This window comes from Ensifer sp. B1-9 (genome assembly GCF_050474445.1).
GTDB lineage: Bacteria > Pseudomonadota > Alphaproteobacteria > Rhizobiales > Rhizobiaceae > Ensifer.
Map to the genome: position 1 here is coordinate 206,261 of NZ_JBCHVG010000009.1, position 15,225 is coordinate 221,485.

At 63.4% G+C, this 15,225-nt stretch carries 18 protein-coding genes; 8 read left to right on the forward strand and 10 right to left on the reverse strand.

Going from position 1 to position 15,225, the window contains the following annotated elements:
- Positions 1–34: 34 nt before the first annotated feature.
- The 3 genes from ACQ5BM_RS18450 to ACQ5BM_RS18460 all read right to left on the reverse strand — a co-directional run bounded on the left by ACQ5BM_RS18450 (position 35) and on the right by ACQ5BM_RS18460 (position 1,484).
- On the reverse strand, positions 35–487 hold the full coding sequence (locus ACQ5BM_RS18450) for a c-type cytochrome (protein WP_334197185.1): 453 nt from the start codon (positions 485–487) through the stop codon (positions 35–37).
- Between the two features lie 155 nt (positions 488–642).
- Positions 643–921, reverse strand: coding sequence for a cytochrome C oxidase subunit IV family protein (locus tag ACQ5BM_RS18455; RefSeq protein WP_429814133.1), 279 nt, complete (start codon positions 919–921; stop codon positions 643–645).
- Between the two features lie 5 nt (positions 922–926).
- On the reverse strand, positions 927–1,484 hold the full coding sequence (locus ACQ5BM_RS18460) for a cytochrome c oxidase subunit 3 (RefSeq protein WP_429814135.1): 558 nt from the start codon (positions 1,482–1,484) through the stop codon (positions 927–929).
- A gap of 182 nt (positions 1,485–1,666) precedes the next feature.
- On the opposite strand from ACQ5BM_RS18460, the gene ACQ5BM_RS18465 reads away from it, so the two are divergent.
- The 5 genes from ACQ5BM_RS18465 to ACQ5BM_RS18485 all read left to right on the forward strand — a co-directional run bounded on the left by ACQ5BM_RS18465 (position 1,667) and on the right by ACQ5BM_RS18485 (position 5,422).
- Positions 1,667–1,822 (forward strand): hypothetical protein, encoded by a 156-nt coding sequence (locus tag ACQ5BM_RS18465; RefSeq protein ID WP_089044838.1) that lies wholly within the window; start codon positions 1,667–1,669, stop codon positions 1,820–1,822.
- 290 nt (positions 1,823–2,112) lie between these two features.
- Complete coding sequence (locus tag ACQ5BM_RS18470) at positions 2,113–2,796, forward strand: DUF1326 domain-containing protein (RefSeq protein WP_429814137.1); 684 nt, start codon at positions 2,113–2,115, stop codon at positions 2,794–2,796.
- A gap of 359 nt (positions 2,797–3,155) precedes the next feature.
- Positions 3,156–3,584, forward strand: coding sequence for a hemerythrin domain-containing protein (locus ACQ5BM_RS18475; RefSeq protein WP_429814140.1), 429 nt, complete (start codon positions 3,156–3,158; stop codon positions 3,582–3,584).
- A 10-nt stretch (positions 3,585–3,594) separates the two neighbouring features.
- On the forward strand, positions 3,595–4,287 hold the full coding sequence (locus ACQ5BM_RS18480; protein ID WP_429814143.1) for an NnrU family protein: 693 nt from the start codon (positions 3,595–3,597) through the stop codon (positions 4,285–4,287).
- Between the two features lie 232 nt (positions 4,288–4,519).
- Positions 4,520–5,422: a GNAT family N-acetyltransferase gene (locus tag ACQ5BM_RS18485; RefSeq protein WP_429814146.1), complete on the forward strand. Its 903-nt coding sequence runs from the start codon at positions 4,520–4,522 to the stop codon at positions 5,420–5,422.
- 55 nt (positions 5,423–5,477) lie between these two features.
- On the opposite strand, the gene ACQ5BM_RS18490 is transcribed toward ACQ5BM_RS18485, so the two are convergent.
- Both ACQ5BM_RS18490 and ACQ5BM_RS18495 read right to left on the reverse strand, forming a co-directional pair.
- Positions 5,478–6,056, reverse strand: coding sequence for a UbiX family flavin prenyltransferase (locus tag ACQ5BM_RS18490; RefSeq protein ID WP_429814149.1), 579 nt, complete (start codon positions 6,054–6,056; stop codon positions 5,478–5,480).
- A complete protein-coding gene (locus ACQ5BM_RS18495; RefSeq protein WP_429814152.1) occupies positions 6,053–7,564 on the reverse strand; it encodes a UbiD family decarboxylase in 1,512 nt (503 codons plus the stop codon). The genes ACQ5BM_RS18490 and ACQ5BM_RS18495 overlap by 4 nt, the downstream gene beginning before the upstream one ends.
- A 128-nt stretch (positions 7,565–7,692) precedes the next feature.
- On the opposite strand from ACQ5BM_RS18495, the gene ubiT reads away from it, so the two are divergent.
- From ubiT to ubiV, 3 genes are read left to right on the forward strand one after another with little or no spacing between them, the layout of a single operon-like run.
- The gene (gene ubiT, locus ACQ5BM_RS18500; RefSeq protein ID WP_429814155.1) at positions 7,693–8,211 is read left to right on the forward strand and encodes a ubiquinone anaerobic biosynthesis accessory factor UbiT; all 519 of its coding nucleotides are present in this window, start codon (positions 7,693–7,695) and stop codon (positions 8,209–8,211) included.
- Positions 8,202–9,179, forward strand: a complete 978-nt coding sequence (gene ubiU, locus ACQ5BM_RS18505) for a ubiquinone anaerobic biosynthesis protein UbiU (RefSeq protein WP_429814158.1) — start codon at positions 8,202–8,204, stop codon at positions 9,177–9,179. Before ubiT ends, ubiU begins: the two co-directional genes overlap by 10 nt.
- A gap of 7 nt (positions 9,180–9,186) precedes the next feature.
- Positions 9,187–10,131, forward strand: a complete 945-nt coding sequence (gene ubiV, locus ACQ5BM_RS18510) for a ubiquinone anaerobic biosynthesis protein UbiV (protein WP_429814161.1) — start codon at positions 9,187–9,189, stop codon at positions 10,129–10,131.
- Positions 10,132–10,153: 22 nt separating this feature from the next.
- Here ubiV and ACQ5BM_RS18515 read toward each other — a convergent pair whose 3' ends face one another.
- The 5 genes from ACQ5BM_RS18515 to bioB are packed head-to-tail and all read right to left on the reverse strand — an operon-like array spanning position 10,154 to position 15,192.
- The gene (locus ACQ5BM_RS18515) at positions 10,154–11,143 is read right to left on the reverse strand and encodes a beta-ketoacyl-ACP synthase III (RefSeq protein ID WP_429814163.1); all 990 of its coding nucleotides are present in this window, start codon (positions 11,141–11,143) and stop codon (positions 10,154–10,156) included.
- Positions 11,140–12,408, reverse strand: coding sequence for an adenosylmethionine--8-amino-7-oxononanoate transaminase (locus ACQ5BM_RS18520; RefSeq protein ID WP_429814165.1), 1,269 nt, complete (start codon positions 12,406–12,408; stop codon positions 11,140–11,142). Before ACQ5BM_RS18520 ends, ACQ5BM_RS18515 begins: the two co-directional genes overlap by 4 nt.
- The gene (bioD, locus tag ACQ5BM_RS18525; protein WP_429814168.1) at positions 12,405–13,043 is read right to left on the reverse strand and encodes a dethiobiotin synthase; all 639 of its coding nucleotides are present in this window, start codon (positions 13,041–13,043) and stop codon (positions 12,405–12,407) included. The genes ACQ5BM_RS18520 and bioD overlap by 4 nt, the downstream gene beginning before the upstream one ends.
- Complete coding sequence (locus tag ACQ5BM_RS18530; protein ID WP_429814171.1) at positions 13,040–14,185, reverse strand: 8-amino-7-oxononanoate synthase; 1,146 nt, start codon at positions 14,183–14,185, stop codon at positions 13,040–13,042. The genes bioD and ACQ5BM_RS18530 overlap by 4 nt, the downstream gene beginning before the upstream one ends.
- Complete coding sequence (gene bioB / locus ACQ5BM_RS18535) at positions 14,182–15,192, reverse strand: biotin synthase BioB (protein ID WP_429814173.1); 1,011 nt, start codon at positions 15,190–15,192, stop codon at positions 14,182–14,184. Before bioB ends, ACQ5BM_RS18530 begins: the two co-directional genes overlap by 4 nt.
- Between the last annotated feature and the right edge of the window lie 33 nt (positions 15,193–15,225).

Here is a 15,225-nt window from a genome sequence, read left to right on the forward strand (position 1 = left end):
GCGTCCTTAGTGCGTTCTTTGAACGCACGGCGCCCTAGCCTGCCTCGTTCGGCGGCCAATCCTGGGTCTTGATGCGGCTCGTCCATTCCAGGAAGTCGGCGAGGTCGTTGAGTTCCTGTTCAGTGAGATTGAACTGTGGCATCTGCCGCCGTCCTTCGATGCCGGTCGGCTGGGCGGCCATCCAGGCCTTCAGCGTTTCGCGGGCGCCATCCGGATCGGCCTCGCCGCCGAAGCGCTTCCAGACGTTGCCCAGCTCGGGTGCGAAATAGGCGCCCTCGCCCAGCAATGTGTGGCAGTTGATACAGGAGTTCTTTTCCCAGACGTGTTTGCCGCGCGCGACCGAGTCGGTCAGCGTCGTTTCGTCCGTCGAGGTCGTCCGCATATAGTAGTGGCTGTGGGCGGTCAGCCCGACGAAGATTGCGAAGAAAAAGAAGGACCCGCCGTAAAAGACGTTACGGGCCCCGGTTTTGGTGAGGCGTTCTGCCATCACGTGGTCCTTTCGATTTCAGATGGCCGCAACGAGCGCGGCTGGCTGATCTGATCCCCTCCCCGTGTGGCGTCGGCAACAATCGGGGCCACCCCATGTCTAGGGAAATCGGCAGCGGCTTCTTTGCGTTTCGGCAAACAAGTCGGCGGGTGACCTCAGATGAGGAGAACGGCGCCCAGCACCAGTTTCGCGGCAGCGAGCAGGACGAGTGCTGCGGGCCAAATCAAAAGACCCAGGCGGAGAGCAGATGGCGCATGGCTGAGCCCCATGAAATTGAGCGCGACGAACCGGCTCTTGACGATGGCGAGCCCGAGCAGGACGGCGATGACGACCACCGTCGGCCCGGCGACCGCCATCAGCGCCATGCTCGAGATCACGATCGCGGCGAGCACGAGCCAGGTGTTGAACAATTGTCTGGGATTGCGGTCGGTCATAGCACTTACACGAGATAGACGAGCGGAAACATCACGATCCAGACGAGATCGATCACGTGCCAGAGCGTGGTGATGAGCGCGACGTTGCCGGGAGCCGGCCGCCAGGCGACGATGAACAGCACGAGGGCGCCGAAGACCACGTGCAGCAGGTGAAAGCCGGTAACGAGGAAGTAGAGCTCGAAGAAGGAGCCGAATGCGGGATCTCCGGCGACACCTGCTTCCGCGCTGTATTCAAAGAGCTTGATCGCGACGAAGGCAAAGCCGAAGAGCGCGGCATTCACCAGCGCCCGCCGACGCTGCCCGAGCGAGGCCCGAGGCCTTGTCGCCAGGGCTGCCTGCCAGCCGCTGGTCAGGAGAACGAGCGTGTTGATGCCGGCAAGCAGCGGATCGAGATGCGAACGAGCGACAGCAAACGCATCCGGCTGGAGGAGGCCGACAACGAGAAAGCCGACGAGCAGGATGCCGAAGGCAGCAAGTTCGCTCCAGACGAGTACCCATAGCAGCAGGGTGTCCGTGGTGTCCTCTTCCGCCGCTCCGGCAATCGGATAACTGCGGGCATCCATGTCAGCGCCTCCGTCAGGTCTCATGGGTTGGAGCGGGAAGCGGCCGGAAAACAGCACGCGTTTTTCATCCCGCGTCAAAAACTCGAGGCTTGAGCTAGGCGCGAGCGCACACCGTGTCTTTGCGATTGAGCAAAGAAGGCGGCAGGGGGCCGCGCTATTGGCGGTGACAAAGGAGCCCTCCGATGACAGACGCACAGATCGGCCTTTCCGTTGCCACCCCCATCATCATCGTCTTCGCCCTCGTGCTCTATCGCATGGGCGTGCTGCAGCGCGGCGCGACGCTGTCGGCGATCCTCTCCTCCGTCGCGATCGCCATCGTTCTCTTCCTCGACCGCTGAGCCCGCAGCGTCGCCGACGCGATCGGATGCCGGAGACCCCGTGGAGTTCGCCCCTTCGTGCCGGGCGGTGCCGATTGAAGCGACCTTTCGACACTGCTAAAATTCGTTTCTTCCGCATCCAAACAGGAGCGGTCCCGTGACCGAAGTAGGCGCGGGGCGATACTACCATTCGCACCGCAGACAAAGTCGGTCAGGGTATGCCTCCTTGAGAGGACGATCACGGCATCGAGGCGCTGAGCGGAAGAAATGCCCTCTCACAAATGCGACCGCTCAAGAGGAGGATTGGAGGGATGGTCGACCAATGGCTGTTCAAGAGCGAGACCTACGACAACTGCAATTGCGCCATGAATTGCGGCTGCCAGTTCAACCTGCCGAGCACACGCGGCTACTGTCAGTCGGCCTTCGTCGGCAACCTGGTTGAGGGCTACTACGGTGATACGCCGATCGCGGGCCTCAACTGGGCAGCGATCTACAAGTGGCCCGGCGAAATCAAGGACGGAAACGGCCGACGCCAGATCGTTATCGACGAGCGCGCAAACCAAGCTCAACGGATCGCGCTTGAAGCGATCATCTCCGGCGAGGCCGGCGAGCCCTTGAGCAATCTCTTCTCCATATTCGCGTCCACATGCTCCGAATTTTGCAAGACATTGTTCCTGCCGATTCAGCTTGAAGCGGACTTGGAGCTCAGAACCGCCAGGGTGGAGATACCCGGCGTCATGGTGAGCCGCGGCAGGCCGATGATCAACGAGTTTACCGGTCAGCCGTTCCACATTGCGCTGGCGCGTCCGAGTGGCAGCTTCGAGTTCACCTATGCAGAGATCGGACTCGGTACGACCTCGATCACCGGGGATATGGAGATGGCGTTCGACGATTCATGGGCACATTTTTGCGTTCACCACTTCAACCAGCATGGTCTGGTCCGGGAGAGATCGAGGCTCACCGCATGGCTCGAGCGCATGAGCCCGCGTCCGTGATCCACAACAAATCCGGCAATCGTCATGCGCTCACGAGCTTTCGTCCATGATGGTCACTTTCTCAGAAAACCGATATGGCAAAAGTTGTAATAGCGTAGCGTGAAGAGTCTCAATAGAAATCTGGTGAAAGTGTCAATAGCATGCTGGTGAAACCATCAATAGCGTCCTGGTGGAACTGTCACTACGCGTTGGACTTCTCGGTCCAGACCTGGTCCTCGATGCGCTCTGCCGCGCCCTGCCAGTAGCCGCAGAGGTTCTCCGAAGCGGCGAGGGGTCGCGCCGCAGACTTTGAGAAATGTCAAAGATGGCCGCCTTCAGCGGGTGTAGTTGAGGCATCAACGCCCAATGGAGCAGGTTCTATGCAGCAGCGATTTTCTGAACACCACGAGCTGGGACAGGCTTACCGCGACCTTCTTTCTCTGTGTGATCGCCTCGAGACGCTTGCCGATTCCATTCCGCGCCGCATCGACGCCGCGAGTTGCCGCGTGATCATGGCGGAACTGCCGGAAAAGCTCAGGCGGGTCCATGCGCTGGAGGAAATGATCCTGTTTCCTGCAGTCGAAGACCAGCGGACTGGCGAAGATCGCGGCGCCTTGATCGCGCGGCTGCGCGCCGAGCATGACCAGGACGATCGGGCCGCTATCGAACTGGTGCGCGTGCTGAGAGCAGTTCTCGACAACAGGGCATCGCTCAATTGGGACGCGATCGGCTATATGTTACGGGGCTTTTTCGAAACCGTTCGCCGCCATGTGGCAACGGAGCGCCTGCTTCTATGGCGCCACGGGTGAGGCGACCGACATGACCTACTTTCTCCTCGCCTTCGTCGTCTTCCTCCTGCTCCATCTCGTGCCGGCCTGGCCGGCGCTTCGCCAGGGCCTGATCGACCAGCTCGGCCGCTCGACCTATTTCGCGGTCTATTCGCTGCTCTCCGTGCTCGCCCTCGGCTTCGTCTTTCACGCGGCGCTGCAGCTCGATTTCATCCCGCTCTGGGACCCGGCCGCCTGGCAGGCCTGGGTGACCTTCGTTCTGGCGCCGCTAGGGATCTTTCTCGTGCTGGCCGGCCTCTTCAGCGAGAACGCGCTGTCGATCTCGATCTACCAGGGAAACGAACGGCCCGGCGCCATCGTGACGATCACCCGCCATCCGGTGCTCTGGGGCTTCCTGCTCTGGGCCGCCGGCCATATCGTACCGAATGGCGACCTGCGCTCGCTCGTGCTTTTCGGCGGCTTCGCGCTCTTTTCCGTCGGCGGTTTCTTCATGCTCGAAAAGCGCGCCCGCCGGCGTCTCGGTGAGGGCTGGCGGGCAGCCTCGAAGGGAACATCGGTCTGGCCCTTTGCAGCGGTAATCCGGGGCGAAACCCGTTTGCGCGCCGACCCCGTCATGATCGTCGCCGCCTTTGCGACCGTCGCGATTGCCGTCTGGCTGCTGCTCGGCGGGCACGAGGTCCTCTTCGGAGCCGACCCCCTGCTCCAGGCTACCGTGCTCGACTAGAGTATTTTTGCAGTCAGGTGGAATTACCTGACGTCGTGCTAATTCAGCAAAAACAATGGGTTACGGCGGCGGCACGAACGCATGTGGGCGCATCCCGCTCTAGACCATCGGCGTTCAAAAAGGGGACCTCTGAATGTGACGTGAGCCGTGGTGGCCAAGACCGCGGTCACGGGAACTGGTATGTTGCCTTCTGCTGTCGGCGCTTTGCCCGGATTCCCTGTTGGAGGTACCGATGTCGCTTGTTTACCGACCCGCGCAGGCGGACGACTTGGCTGCGACCGATGCTCTGGTGGTTGCCAGCATCAACGATCTTACCGTTCGGCATGGCTTCGGCCCGATGGCAACCGCCAGCCCTCCCAGCTTTCAACTGTTTTCGCTCAAGGACGATCCGGACGGCCTTTGGATTGCAGAGGACGGTGGGGATATTCTGGGCTTTGCGTGGAGTTGGGTTTGTGGGGATGTCTGGTTCCTCGCCCAGCTATTCGTCGATCCCGCCCGGCAGGGCCATGGCATCGGAAATCAGCTATTGGAACGCACCCTGGAGCACGCGCGGAAATCTGGAGCAGCGCACAAGGCACTCATCACTTTCACTTTCAATCGTGTCTCGCAGGGGCTTTACATGCGACACGGCCTCTTTCCCAGGATGCCGATCTACTTTTTCAACGTCTCGCGCGAACGGGTGGCGTTGGCATCGCCGGAGCCGCCGCTGCGTGCAGTCGCAATCGACGGCGACGCTGCGACCATGACAAAGCTTGCCGAGATCGACGCCCGCGCCATAGGCGTCTCGCGGGAGAAACATCATCGCTACCTGCTCGGCGACCCGGCAACGGAAGGGGTCTTGCTCTATGCTGGCGACGTTCCTGTCGGCTACGGCTATATCGGTGCCAACGGGCACATCGGTCCTCTCGCTGTCACGCGACGTGACGTTCTTCGAGATGCGTTTGCGACGGCGTTGAAGCTGGCGGCAAATGGCTCCGCTGCGACGATATCGGCGTTCCTGCCAGGTACATGCGACGGCGTCTTAAGCCTCGCAGTTAGCCAAGGCATGCGGATCACCTTTCCAATGCTATTGATGGCGTCGCCCGGCTATGGCGACTGGACGCAGTATTTGCCGCGAAATCCCGGGTTCATGTGATCAGTTTTCTGCTGACAGAGTTTTCGCGGAGCGGCTCCGCCTTTCCCGGAAAATCTTAGCCTTCGCCTTGCCAGGCCTTTGCCAATGGGGCGATCGGCAACGCCAGGAGATCGATCGCACGGGCCGCCAGATGATCGACAATGGCCTCGATGGTTTCAGGCCGATGGTAGAAGGCCGGCACCGGCGGCATGACGATCGCCCCCATTTCGGTGACGGCGCACATGTTGCGCAAATGGCCGAGATGCAGCGGCGTCTCGCGCGCCATCAGTATCAGCCTGTGCCGCTCCTTCAGATGCACGTCGGCGGCACGAACCACGAGATTGTCGGCCATGCCACTGGCGATCGCCGCAAGCGTGCGCATGGAGCATGGCGCGACGATCATGCCTGCCGTCGAGAACGACCCGCTCGCAATTGCCGCGCCTATGTCTGCGTGGTCATAGGTTCGCGCGGCCTTACGCAACAAGGACGGAAGCGCTTCCGCACCAACTTCGTGTGCGAGTGTGCGGTTCGCCGCAGGCGACAGGACGAGATGCAGCTCGACGCCTTCGATGTCGCTGAGCCGCTCAGCAATACGCACGGCGATCGCGGCGCCGGAAGCGCCGGTGACGCCGAGTACGACCTTCATCCTGTTCATCGCGTCAGGTCTCCAAGCCCGAGATCAGTCCAGATCGCGTCGACCCGACCGATGACCTCCGGCGACATCGCCAGAACACGCCCCCATTCACGATCGGTTTCGCTACCGATCTTGTTGGTGGCGTCGAGCCCAAGCTTGCCGCCGAGGCCAGGGCGCGGCGAAGCGAAGTCGAGATAATCGATCGGCGTGCCCTCGATCACGGTCACGTCGCGGCTGGCATCAAAGCGAGTGGCAAGCGCCCACATCACGTCGGACCAATTGCGCGCGTCGATGTCCGGGTCGACGGCGATGATCAGCTTGGTGTAGCTGAATTGCGGCAGCATCGACCAAAGCCCCATCATCACGCGCTTGGCCTGTCCCGGATAGCGCTTGTCGATCGAAACGACCATCGCCCGGTAGGAGCAGGCTTCGAGCGGCAGCCAGAGATCGGATATCTCCGGAAACTGTTTGCGGACCAGCGGTACGAACAGCCTGTTCATCGCTTCACCGAGCCGCGAGGGCTCGTCCGGTGGCCGGCCGGTGTAGGTCGAGAGATAGAGCGGGATCCGGCGCATGGTGATTGCCGACAGGCGCATGACCGGGAACGGCTCGATCGAATTGTAATAGCCGGTGTGGTCGCCATAGGGGCCCTCTTGCGCCGTTTCGGCTGCCGAAACGGTGCCCTCCAGCACGATCTCGGCATTGGCCGGCACCAAAAGAGGCACGGTCTTCGCCGTGACGAGCGGCGTCCTGCCCCTCCTGAGCAATCCCGAGAAATTCAGTTCGCTCAATCCGTCCGGCAGCGGCATGACGGCGGCAAGGATGGTCGCCGGGTCCGCGCCGATGACGACCGCGATCGGCATGTCCTGACCCAAGCGTTGCCACAGGCGATGGTGGCGGGCGCCGCCGCGGTGGGCGAGCCAGCGCATGATCACGCGATCAGGGCCTAGCACCTGCATGCGGTAGATGCCGACATTGACATCCAGTGGATCATCCGGCGCACGCGTGATCACCAGCGGCCAGGTGATGAGCGGCGCCGGCTCGCCGGGCCAGCACCATTGAACCGGCAGGCGGCCGAGGTCGATTTCCTGACCGCGCCACACGATTTCCTGGCAAAGCGCACGCGCCACCTTTCGCGGCCGCATGTACATCGCCGATCTCAACAGCGGCAGCCTGTCCCAGGCATCGCGCAGGGATTGCGGCGCTCGTGGATCGCGCAGTTCCGCCAAGGCGCCGGCAAGCGCATCGAGTCCTCCCTGCATCAGGCCGAAACCACGTTCGATCCGGCGTTCCGACCCAAAAAGATTAGCAAGAAGCGGGATGGGCTGCACGGCACCAGAGGCATCGACCGGTTGCTCGAAAAGAAGCGCGGGCCCGTCGGCCGCGAGCACGCGGCGGTGGATCTCGGTCACCTCGTGCACCAGCGAAACGGGTCGCGAGATGCGCTTCAGGTCGCCTTCACGTTCAAGCGTATCGACAAAATCCCGAAGCGTTGCGAAGCCCTGAGATGGGCGAAAGGTCCTGTTCATGGAGCCTGTTTTGTGGCGGCGAATGGCCCTTGTCTTTGATGTGGCGCAAACAACCGCCGGCGGCGGGCGTCTAGCATGCGCCGCATCGTCCGATTCCGTCGCTCCGCAGCCCGCCCCACAGGTAGTAAATGACCCTTCCGCTCGCGATCACCGCACCCCTCAGCTTCGTTCCCATCGTCGCCATCGAAAGCGTGGTGCAACGGGTCTTTGCCCGCGTGATCGCGGCCCATCCCGGCCTCTTCGATCGCCTCGCCGACCATGCCGCCAAGCGCTACGCCTTCCTGCCGTCCGATCTGCCGATCAGCTTTCTGGTCGAGCCGTCGGTGCGGCGTATCTCCGTCCATCGCAAGGAGCGCGCGCCCGCGTCAGACGCCCGCATGGAAGGCGAATTCGTCCTGCTGCTGGCGTTGCTCGAAGGGCGCATCGATGGCGACGCCGTCTTCTTCTCCCGTGATCTCACGGTCAGCGGCGACATGGAGGCGATGCTGGCGCTGCGCAATGCCCTCGACGATTGCGAAATCGATCTACCAATCGATCTCGCGCGCATGAGCGGGCCGCTCGCGCCACTCATACGCCGCGCCGGGGAGGAGATCCGAGAACGCGCACTTGGCCGCGTTCTCAAGGAGGAGGCTTCCCAATGGAACTGATCTGCCCCGCCGGCACGCCGGCCGCCTTCCGCGAAGCCGTCGATGCCGGCGCCGACGCCGTCTATTGCGGCTTTCGCGACGAGACCAACGCCCGGAATTTCCCCGGGTTGAACTTTTCGCGAGAGGAACTGCGAACGGCCATTGCCTATGCCAAGCAGCGCAAGGTGATGACCTTCGTCGCGATCAATACCTTTATGCGCGCCGGCCAGGAGAAGCTTTGGCACCAGGCGGTGGACGACGCCGTGGCACTCGGTGCCGATGCCGTCATCCTCGCCGACTTCGGCCTGATGGCCTACACTGTAGAGCGCCATCCGCAGCAGCGGCTGCACGTCTCGGTGCAGGCCTCCGCCTCCAATGCCGATGCCGTGCGGTTCCTTGTCGAGGCTTTCGCGGCAAAACGCATCGTGTTGCCGCGCACGCTGACGATTGCCGACATCGCCCGCCTTGCCAAGCAGATCGATTGCGAGATCGAGGTTTTCGCCTTTGGCGGGCTCTGCGTGATGGCCGAGGGGCGCTGTTCGCTGTCCTCTTATGCCACAGGCAAGTCGCCCAACATGAACGGCGTCTGCTCGCCCGCCAGCCACGTGCGCTACCGCCAGGACGGGCGCGAACTCGTCTCCGAGCTCGGCAACTACACGATCAACCGCTTCCCGGCCGGCGAGGCCGCGGGCTATCCGACGCTCTGCAAGGGGCGCTTCGACATTGCCGAGGAACGCGGCTACGCCTTCGAGGATCCGGTCTCGCTTGACGTCATGGATCATATCGATGCGCTGCGCAGCGCCGGCGTCAGCGCACTGAAGATCGAGGGACGACAACGCGGCAAGGCTTATGTTGCCGAAGTCGTCTCGGTCATGCGGCGGGCGCTGACCGCCGGCGCCGCCGAACGGCCCGCGCTTGTATCGCGGCTGAAAGCTCTGAGCGAAGGCCAAAAGACGACAACAGGCGCCTATGAGAAGCGCTGGAGATAACCGGCCCATGACCACGTCCATCAGCCCATCCAAACCGGCCTTGAGCCTCGGCCCGGTCTATTATCTCTGGGACGGCCCCAAGTGGCGCGACTTCTACTTCCGCATCGCCGACGAAGCGCCGATCGCCCACGTAACGATCGGCGAGGCCGTCTGCTCGAAGCGACTGCATTTCATCGAACCGCATATCGGCGATGTCATCGAACGGCTGGAAAGCGCCGGCAAAAAGGTGAGCCTCGCCTCGCTGGCGCTCGTGACACTGGAGCGAGAGAGCCAACTTGTACGCGGACTGGTACGTGACAGCGCCCATCCGATCGAGGCCAACGACCTATCCGCCCTGCACCTGCTTGCCGGCAAGCCGCATTCGATCGGACCGCTGGTCAACATCTACAACGGCGCCACGGCAAGACTGCTGGCATCACGAGGGGCGGCGAGCATCTGTTTACCGCCGGAGCTGCCGATGGCATCGGTGCGGGACATCATTCAGGACAATCCCGGCGTCGCTTTCGAGGTCTTCGCCTTCGGCCGCGTGCCCTTGGCGATCTCGGCGCGCTGCACCCATGCCCGTTCCAAGGGCCTGATCAAGGACAACTGCCAGTTCATCTGCGGCGAGGACACGGATGGCCTGACCGTCGAGACGCTCGACCGCCAGCCCTTCCTTGCTCTCAACGGCGTGCAGACCATGTCGCACACTTGCCAGGCGCTGATGCAGGAACTCCCTGAACTGGCCGCCGCCGGGGTCTCCCGGATCCGGCTGTCGCCACAGGATTGCGACATGGTCGCAGTCGCCGAAATCTACGACGACGCGATTGCCGGCCGGCGCACCATCGGGGAAAGCCTGGTACGGCTCGAATCCGTCTATCCGGGCATCCCGTTTTCCAACGGCTTCCACCACGGCCAGACGGGAGCGGCGTGGGTCAAGGTACCGATTGCCGGCGAAGCCCCGACTGCATGAAAGCGTCCGTGCTCTCAGCCAGTTAGAAACCAAGCACCACCGCGCCTCCGGTGAGCCCGGCGCCGGCCGCCGTCAGCAGCAGTTTCTCGCCGCGCTCAAACGGCCGCTCTTCTCGCTCCAACGATAGCGAGAACGGGATCGTCGCGGCGGAAGAGTTGCCATAGTTCGCGATCGTGCGCACGGTTCTTGCTGGCGCGATGGCAAGACGATCGCAGACGGCGTCGAAGATCCGGGCATTGGCCTGATGCGGCACGAAGCGGCTGATCTCCGACGCAGTACAGCCTGCGACGTTCATGGCGCGGACGGCACACGTCGTCATCATCTCCACCGCCCGGGCAAACATTTCCCGCCCGTCGCGCATCGTCATCAGGAAATCCTCGGGCGGCATGCCCGGCGAGAATGGTTGGCTGCTGCCGCCGGCGGCGATCGAGATCAGATCGTAGCCGCTGCCGTCGGCGGCAAGATCAACACCAAGCAAGCCGGTCCGCGGATCATCGGAAGGCATAACGACAACGGCGCCGGCCGCGTCGGCAAAGAGAACGGCGCTTGCCCTTTCCGCCGGATTGATGCGCCGGCTCAAAATGTTGGCCGCCACCACCAGCACAGGCTTTCCCTGCGAACGGACGAAGCCATCGGCGAGTGTCAAGGCGTAGAGGAAGCCCGAGCATGCCCCGGCCAGATCGATCGCGCCCGAACGGCCTAGCCTGAGCCGATGGGCAAGAAGCGGCGCCGAAGGTGGCAGGAGATGATCGGGCGTCGAGGTCGCGAGCAAAGTCAGGGCGATATCGTCCCGCGGGATGCCGGCATCATCGAGTGCCGCCGCACCGGCTCTCGATGCAAGTCCCGTCAATGTCTCGCCAGCCTCGACCCAACGCCGCTCGCGAATGCCGGTACGGCGCTCGATCCAACCGGGATCGAGACCGAGCTGCGTTTCGATCTCAGCATTTTCAACACGCCGCGCCGGCACCGCATGGCCGAAACCGACAAGGCGGGATGAGCGCGCGACGCTCACAGCCGTCCTGCCACGAATAGCGACGCCGCCTCGTCGATCGCGTCATAGGCCCGGTCGAGATCGGCATCCGTGACGCAATAGGGCGGCATAAGATAGATGACGTTGCCCAGCGGGCGGATCAGCAATCGGCGCTCGCGGAAGAACGCCTTGAGTCGCGGGCCGGCCTCGGAGAGATAACCGGCGGCTGGAACCTTGAGATCCAGGGCGGCAATCGTACCAAGCTGGCGAGTATCGCTGAAGCGAGGATCCTCGGCAAAGCGCGCCACGTGCCGACGCTGCCTCTCGGTCAACGCGTCGATGCGTTCCCGCACAGGCTCCTTTTTCCAGACGGCGAGATTGGCGACGGCTGCAGCGCAGGCGATAGGATTGGCCGTATAGGAACTCGAATGGAAGAAGGTCTTGCGTCGATCCGTCGAAAGATGTGCCTCGAAGATCTCGGCCGTCGAGAGCGTCGCCGCCAGCGGCAGCGCGCCACCGGTCAGCCCTTTCGAGGTGCAAAGGATATCGGGCGTGATGCCAGCCTGCTCGCAGGCGAACAGGCTGCCCGTCCTTCCCCATCCCGTCATCACCTCGTCGGCGATCAGCAGGGCGCCATGCCGTTCGGCGATCCGTCTCAACTCGGAAAGGACCGAAGCCGGGTAGGTCCTCATGCCGCCCGCACCGAGAAGCAGCGGTTCGATCAACAGGGCCGCGACCTCGCCGAAGGCGCAGGCCGCCTCGAAGGCATCCAGCGTCATCTGCTCTTTACCCGGCTCCGGAAACGGCAGCCGATCGACGGCGAAGAGCAGCGGCGCGTAAGGCGCATTGAAGACGCCCCTTTCTCCCGCCGACATCGTGCCAATCGTGTCGCCGTGATAGCCATGTTCGAGAACGCAGATGCGGTTGCGCGGCCGGCCGAGATTGTGGAAGAAACCAAGTGCCATCTTCAGTGCGACTTCGACCGCCGTCGAGCCGCTGTCGGAATAGAACACATGGGCGAGGCCGGGTGGCGCGATCTCGATCAGCCCGCTCGCCAACTCCTCCGCCGGCGCATGGGTATATTCAGCGAAGATGAGCTGGTCGTAGGTTTGCGCGGCAGCACGGATCGCTTCCATGATGGCAGGATGCCGGTGGCGGTGGGTGATGACCCACCAGGACGAGATCGCATCGAGGATCGCCGACCCGTCGTCGTCGATGAGATAGGCGCCCTCGGTCCGGACGACGCGTCGCATCGGCGGCTCCAGGGCATGCTGGGTGAAGGGGTGCCAGACCGGGGATCGTCTCATGCCGTCACCCCATGGAAGCAGTCGATGTCGAAGTTTTCGCGAAAGGCCTGTTGCAGGCGATCCGGTGTCAACGGATCGAGCCGCGGCAGCCGGCCAAGACGCCGAACCTCCCCCAGTTCTGCAATGATCGCCTCGCTGTCCGCCTGCTCGTCGCCGATGAAGGCGACGCCCAGGACCGGGATAACACGGCGGCGCAGCGCCTCGAGCGACAACAAGGTGTGATTGATCGTACCGAGCCCGGTGCGGGCACAGAGGACCACCGGGATTTGCCAGCGCGCAAACACGTCGGCGAAGACCACCCGCTCGGTGAGCGGCACCAGGAGCCCACCCGCCCCTTCGATGACCAGCGGTCGATTCGCTGCCGGCGGAGAGAGCCCTTCAGGCAAGATCGTCACGCCATCGATCCGCGCCGACAGGTGGGGCGAGGCCGGCGTCATGAGTCGATAGACCTCGGGCAATACCCGTTCGGGTGGGACCCTGCCGAGCCGCGCTACGACTTCGCTGTCGGTTTCGCCGTCTAGCCCCGACTGCACTGGCTTCCAGTAGCTGCCGGAAAGCGCATCGGTCAGCGCCGCAGAGAATATCGTCTTGCCGATGCCGGTGTCCGTGCCGGTGACGACGAAACTGGGCATCATGGCCGCTCCTCCGCCATTGCGAGCGCCAAGCGCTCCAGCATATTCGCGATCGTCGGACGGTCGACATTCAGCGTAATCGCGATCCGGAGCCGCGCGGTCCCCTCTGGGACGGTCGGCGGACGGATGGCCCTGATATCGAAGCCTTCTTTGCGCATGCGCGCGGCAATCCGTACGGCGCAACCGTTGTCGCCGATCGGCACCGGAAGGATCTGCGAGCCACTGCCTTCGATGCCGAGGGTGTCGGTGAACGCGCGATTGGCGAAGGCCCGGAGATCATCGAACGCTGCTCGACGCCGAGGCTCATCTACGAGCGTCACGAGAGCCTCCCGGACGGCGGCGGCAATCAGCGGCGAAGGCGCCGTCGAATAGATGAAGTTGCGGGCACGGTTGACGAGATAGTCGCACAGGACCGCATTTGCGCTGATCAGCGCACCGGAGACGCCGAGCGCCTTGCCGCAGGTGTGGAGCACGACGAGATTTTGTCGGCCTTCCAATTCTGCGGCCAAACCGCGGCCGTCCGGTCCAAAAACCCCGGTCGCATGCGCTTCGTCGACGACCAGAAATCCATCATGCCGCGCGGCAAGTGCCGCAAGATCCGCAAGCGGCGCCCGGTCGCCGTCCATCGAATAGAGGCTTTCGACGGCGATCCAGGGATGCCCCGTGCCGCCGCGCTTGCGCCATGTGCCGATCGCATCGGCGAAGGCGTCGACGTCGTTGTGCTTGACCGCGACCGCGCCGGCCCTGCTTGCGGCGATACCCTCATGGGCACTCGCATGGATCAAGGCGTCGTGGACGATGATGTCGTCGCGCTGCGGGAGCGTCGAAAACAAGGCGGCATTGGCCGCATAGCCGCTGCCAAAGAAGAGTGCCCTCTCCGCGCCAAAGAAGGCGGCCGCCTCCGCCTCCAGCGCCGCGTGTTCCGCATGGTTGCCGCGCAGGAGCCGCGAACCGCCGGACCCGACCGGCACGCCGCGCTCGATCGCAGCGGCAATCGCGGCCTTCAACCGCGGTGACCCGGCAAGCGCCAGATAGTCGTTGGAGGTGAGGTCGATGCCGCCCCCGGCGACAAGTCCGCGGCGGCGCCCCTTGCGTTCGAGGCCGTGTAGCGTCTTCTCGTGGCGAGTAATGAGGCTCGCGGTCATTCGGCGTCCTGCTTTGCGGCAAGCGCCATCGGCTCCAACCCGAGGCGGCGGAAGAGGCCCGCATCATGGTCCTCGCCCGGGTTGTCGGCGGTCAGCAGCGTCTCGCCGACGAAAATCGAATTGGCGCCGGCGAAGAAACAGAGCGCCTGCATCTCGTCGCTCATGTCGGTGCGGCCGGCCGAGAGGCGGACGTGGGACTTGGGCATCAGGATGCGCGCAAGCGCGATCGTACGGACGAAGTCGATCGGATCCACCGGTGCCGCGTCGGCGAGCTTCGAGCCCGGGATCGGGATCAGCATATTGATCGGCACGCTTTCGGGCGGCACAGGCAGATTGGCGAGCGTCACCAGCATCGATACCCGGTCTTCAACGGTTTCGCCCATGCCGAGGATGCCACCGGCGCAGACCTTGATGCCGGCGTCGCGGACATTGGCAAGCGTTTCCAACCGGTCGGCAAAGCTGCGGGTGGTGATGATCTCGCCGTAGAAACGCTCCGACGTATCGACATTGTGGTTGTAGTAATCGAGCCCGGCGTCTGCGAGCCGCTCGGATTGTTGCGGCGTCAACATGCCGAGCGTCATGCAGGTCTCCATGCCCAGCGCCCGCACGCCGCTAATCATGGCGACAATCGCCTCCATGTCGCGATCCTTGGGGCTGCGCCAGGCGGCACCCATGCAGTAGCGGGTCGCACCGCCCGCTTTTGCCTTCCGTGCCTCGGCAAGGACCCGTTCGACCTCCATGAGTTTCGATGCCTTGAGTCCGGTCGGGTAGTGCGCCGACTGGCTGCAATAGCCGCAGTCCTCAGCGCAGCCGCCGGTCTTGATCGAGAGCAGCCTGCTCATCTGGATCGCGTTCGGATCGAAATGGACGCGGTGAACGGAATGCGCTCGAAACAGCAGATCGTTGAAGGGCGAATGATAGATTTCTTGTGCTTTGGCCAATTCCCACGCGGTTTCGGCGGGCTTGGCGGCAACCGAAGTCGGCTCGATCGTACTTGCATCCAGCATGCGCGTTCATTTCCCTATTCGCAGCAAGGCATA

Bases quoted from the DNA above. Each gene is read 5' to 3' on its own strand.
- bioD (WP_429814168.1), bottom strand. From the start codon at position 13,043: ATGATGCCCAGTTTCGTCGTCACCGGCACGGACACCGGCATCGGCAAG.
- ACQ5BM_RS18475 (WP_429814140.1), top strand. From the start codon at position 3,156: ATGCAGCAGCGATTTTCTGAACACCACGAGCTGGGACAGGCTTACCGC.
- ACQ5BM_RS18490 (WP_429814149.1), bottom strand. From the start codon at position 6,056: ATGAACAGGATGAAGGTCGTACTCGGCGTCACCGGCGCTTCCGGCGCC.
- ubiV (WP_429814161.1), top strand. From the start codon at position 9,187: ATGACCACGTCCATCAGCCCATCCAAACCGGCCTTGAGCCTCGGCCCG.
- ACQ5BM_RS18530 (WP_429814171.1), bottom strand. From the start codon at position 14,185: ATGACCGCGAGCCTCATTACTCGCCACGAGAAGACGCTACACGGCCTC.
- ACQ5BM_RS18495 (WP_429814152.1), bottom strand. From the start codon at position 7,564: ATGAACAGGACCTTTCGCCCATCTCAGGGCTTCGCAACGCTTCGGGAT.
- ACQ5BM_RS18485 (WP_429814146.1), top strand. From the start codon at position 4,520: ATGTCGCTTGTTTACCGACCCGCGCAGGCGGACGACTTGGCTGCGACC.
- ACQ5BM_RS18450 (WP_334197185.1), bottom strand. From the start codon at position 487: ATGGCAGAACGCCTCACCAAAACCGGGGCCCGTAACGTCTTTTACGGC.
- ACQ5BM_RS18455 (WP_429814133.1), bottom strand. From the start codon at position 921: ATGACCGACCGCAATCCCAGACAATTGTTCAACACCTGGCTCGTGCTC.
- bioB (WP_429814173.1), bottom strand. From the start codon at position 15,192: ATGCTGGATGCAAGTACGATCGAGCCGACTTCGGTTGCCGCCAAGCCC.
- ubiU (WP_429814158.1), top strand. From the start codon at position 8,202: ATGGAACTGATCTGCCCCGCCGGCACGCCGGCCGCCTTCCGCGAAGCC.
- ACQ5BM_RS18470 (WP_429814137.1), top strand. From the start codon at position 2,113: ATGGTCGACCAATGGCTGTTCAAGAGCGAGACCTACGACAACTGCAAT.
- ubiT (WP_429814155.1), top strand. From the start codon at position 7,693: ATGACCCTTCCGCTCGCGATCACCGCACCCCTCAGCTTCGTTCCCATC.
- ACQ5BM_RS18465 (WP_089044838.1), top strand. From the start codon at position 1,667: ATGACAGACGCACAGATCGGCCTTTCCGTTGCCACCCCCATCATCATC.
- ACQ5BM_RS18520 (WP_429814165.1), bottom strand. From the start codon at position 12,408: ATGAGACGATCCCCGGTCTGGCACCCCTTCACCCAGCATGCCCTGGAG.
- ACQ5BM_RS18460 (WP_429814135.1), bottom strand. From the start codon at position 1,484: ATGGATGCCCGCAGTTATCCGATTGCCGGAGCGGCGGAAGAGGACACC.
- ACQ5BM_RS18480 (WP_429814143.1), top strand. From the start codon at position 3,595: ATGACCTACTTTCTCCTCGCCTTCGTCGTCTTCCTCCTGCTCCATCTC.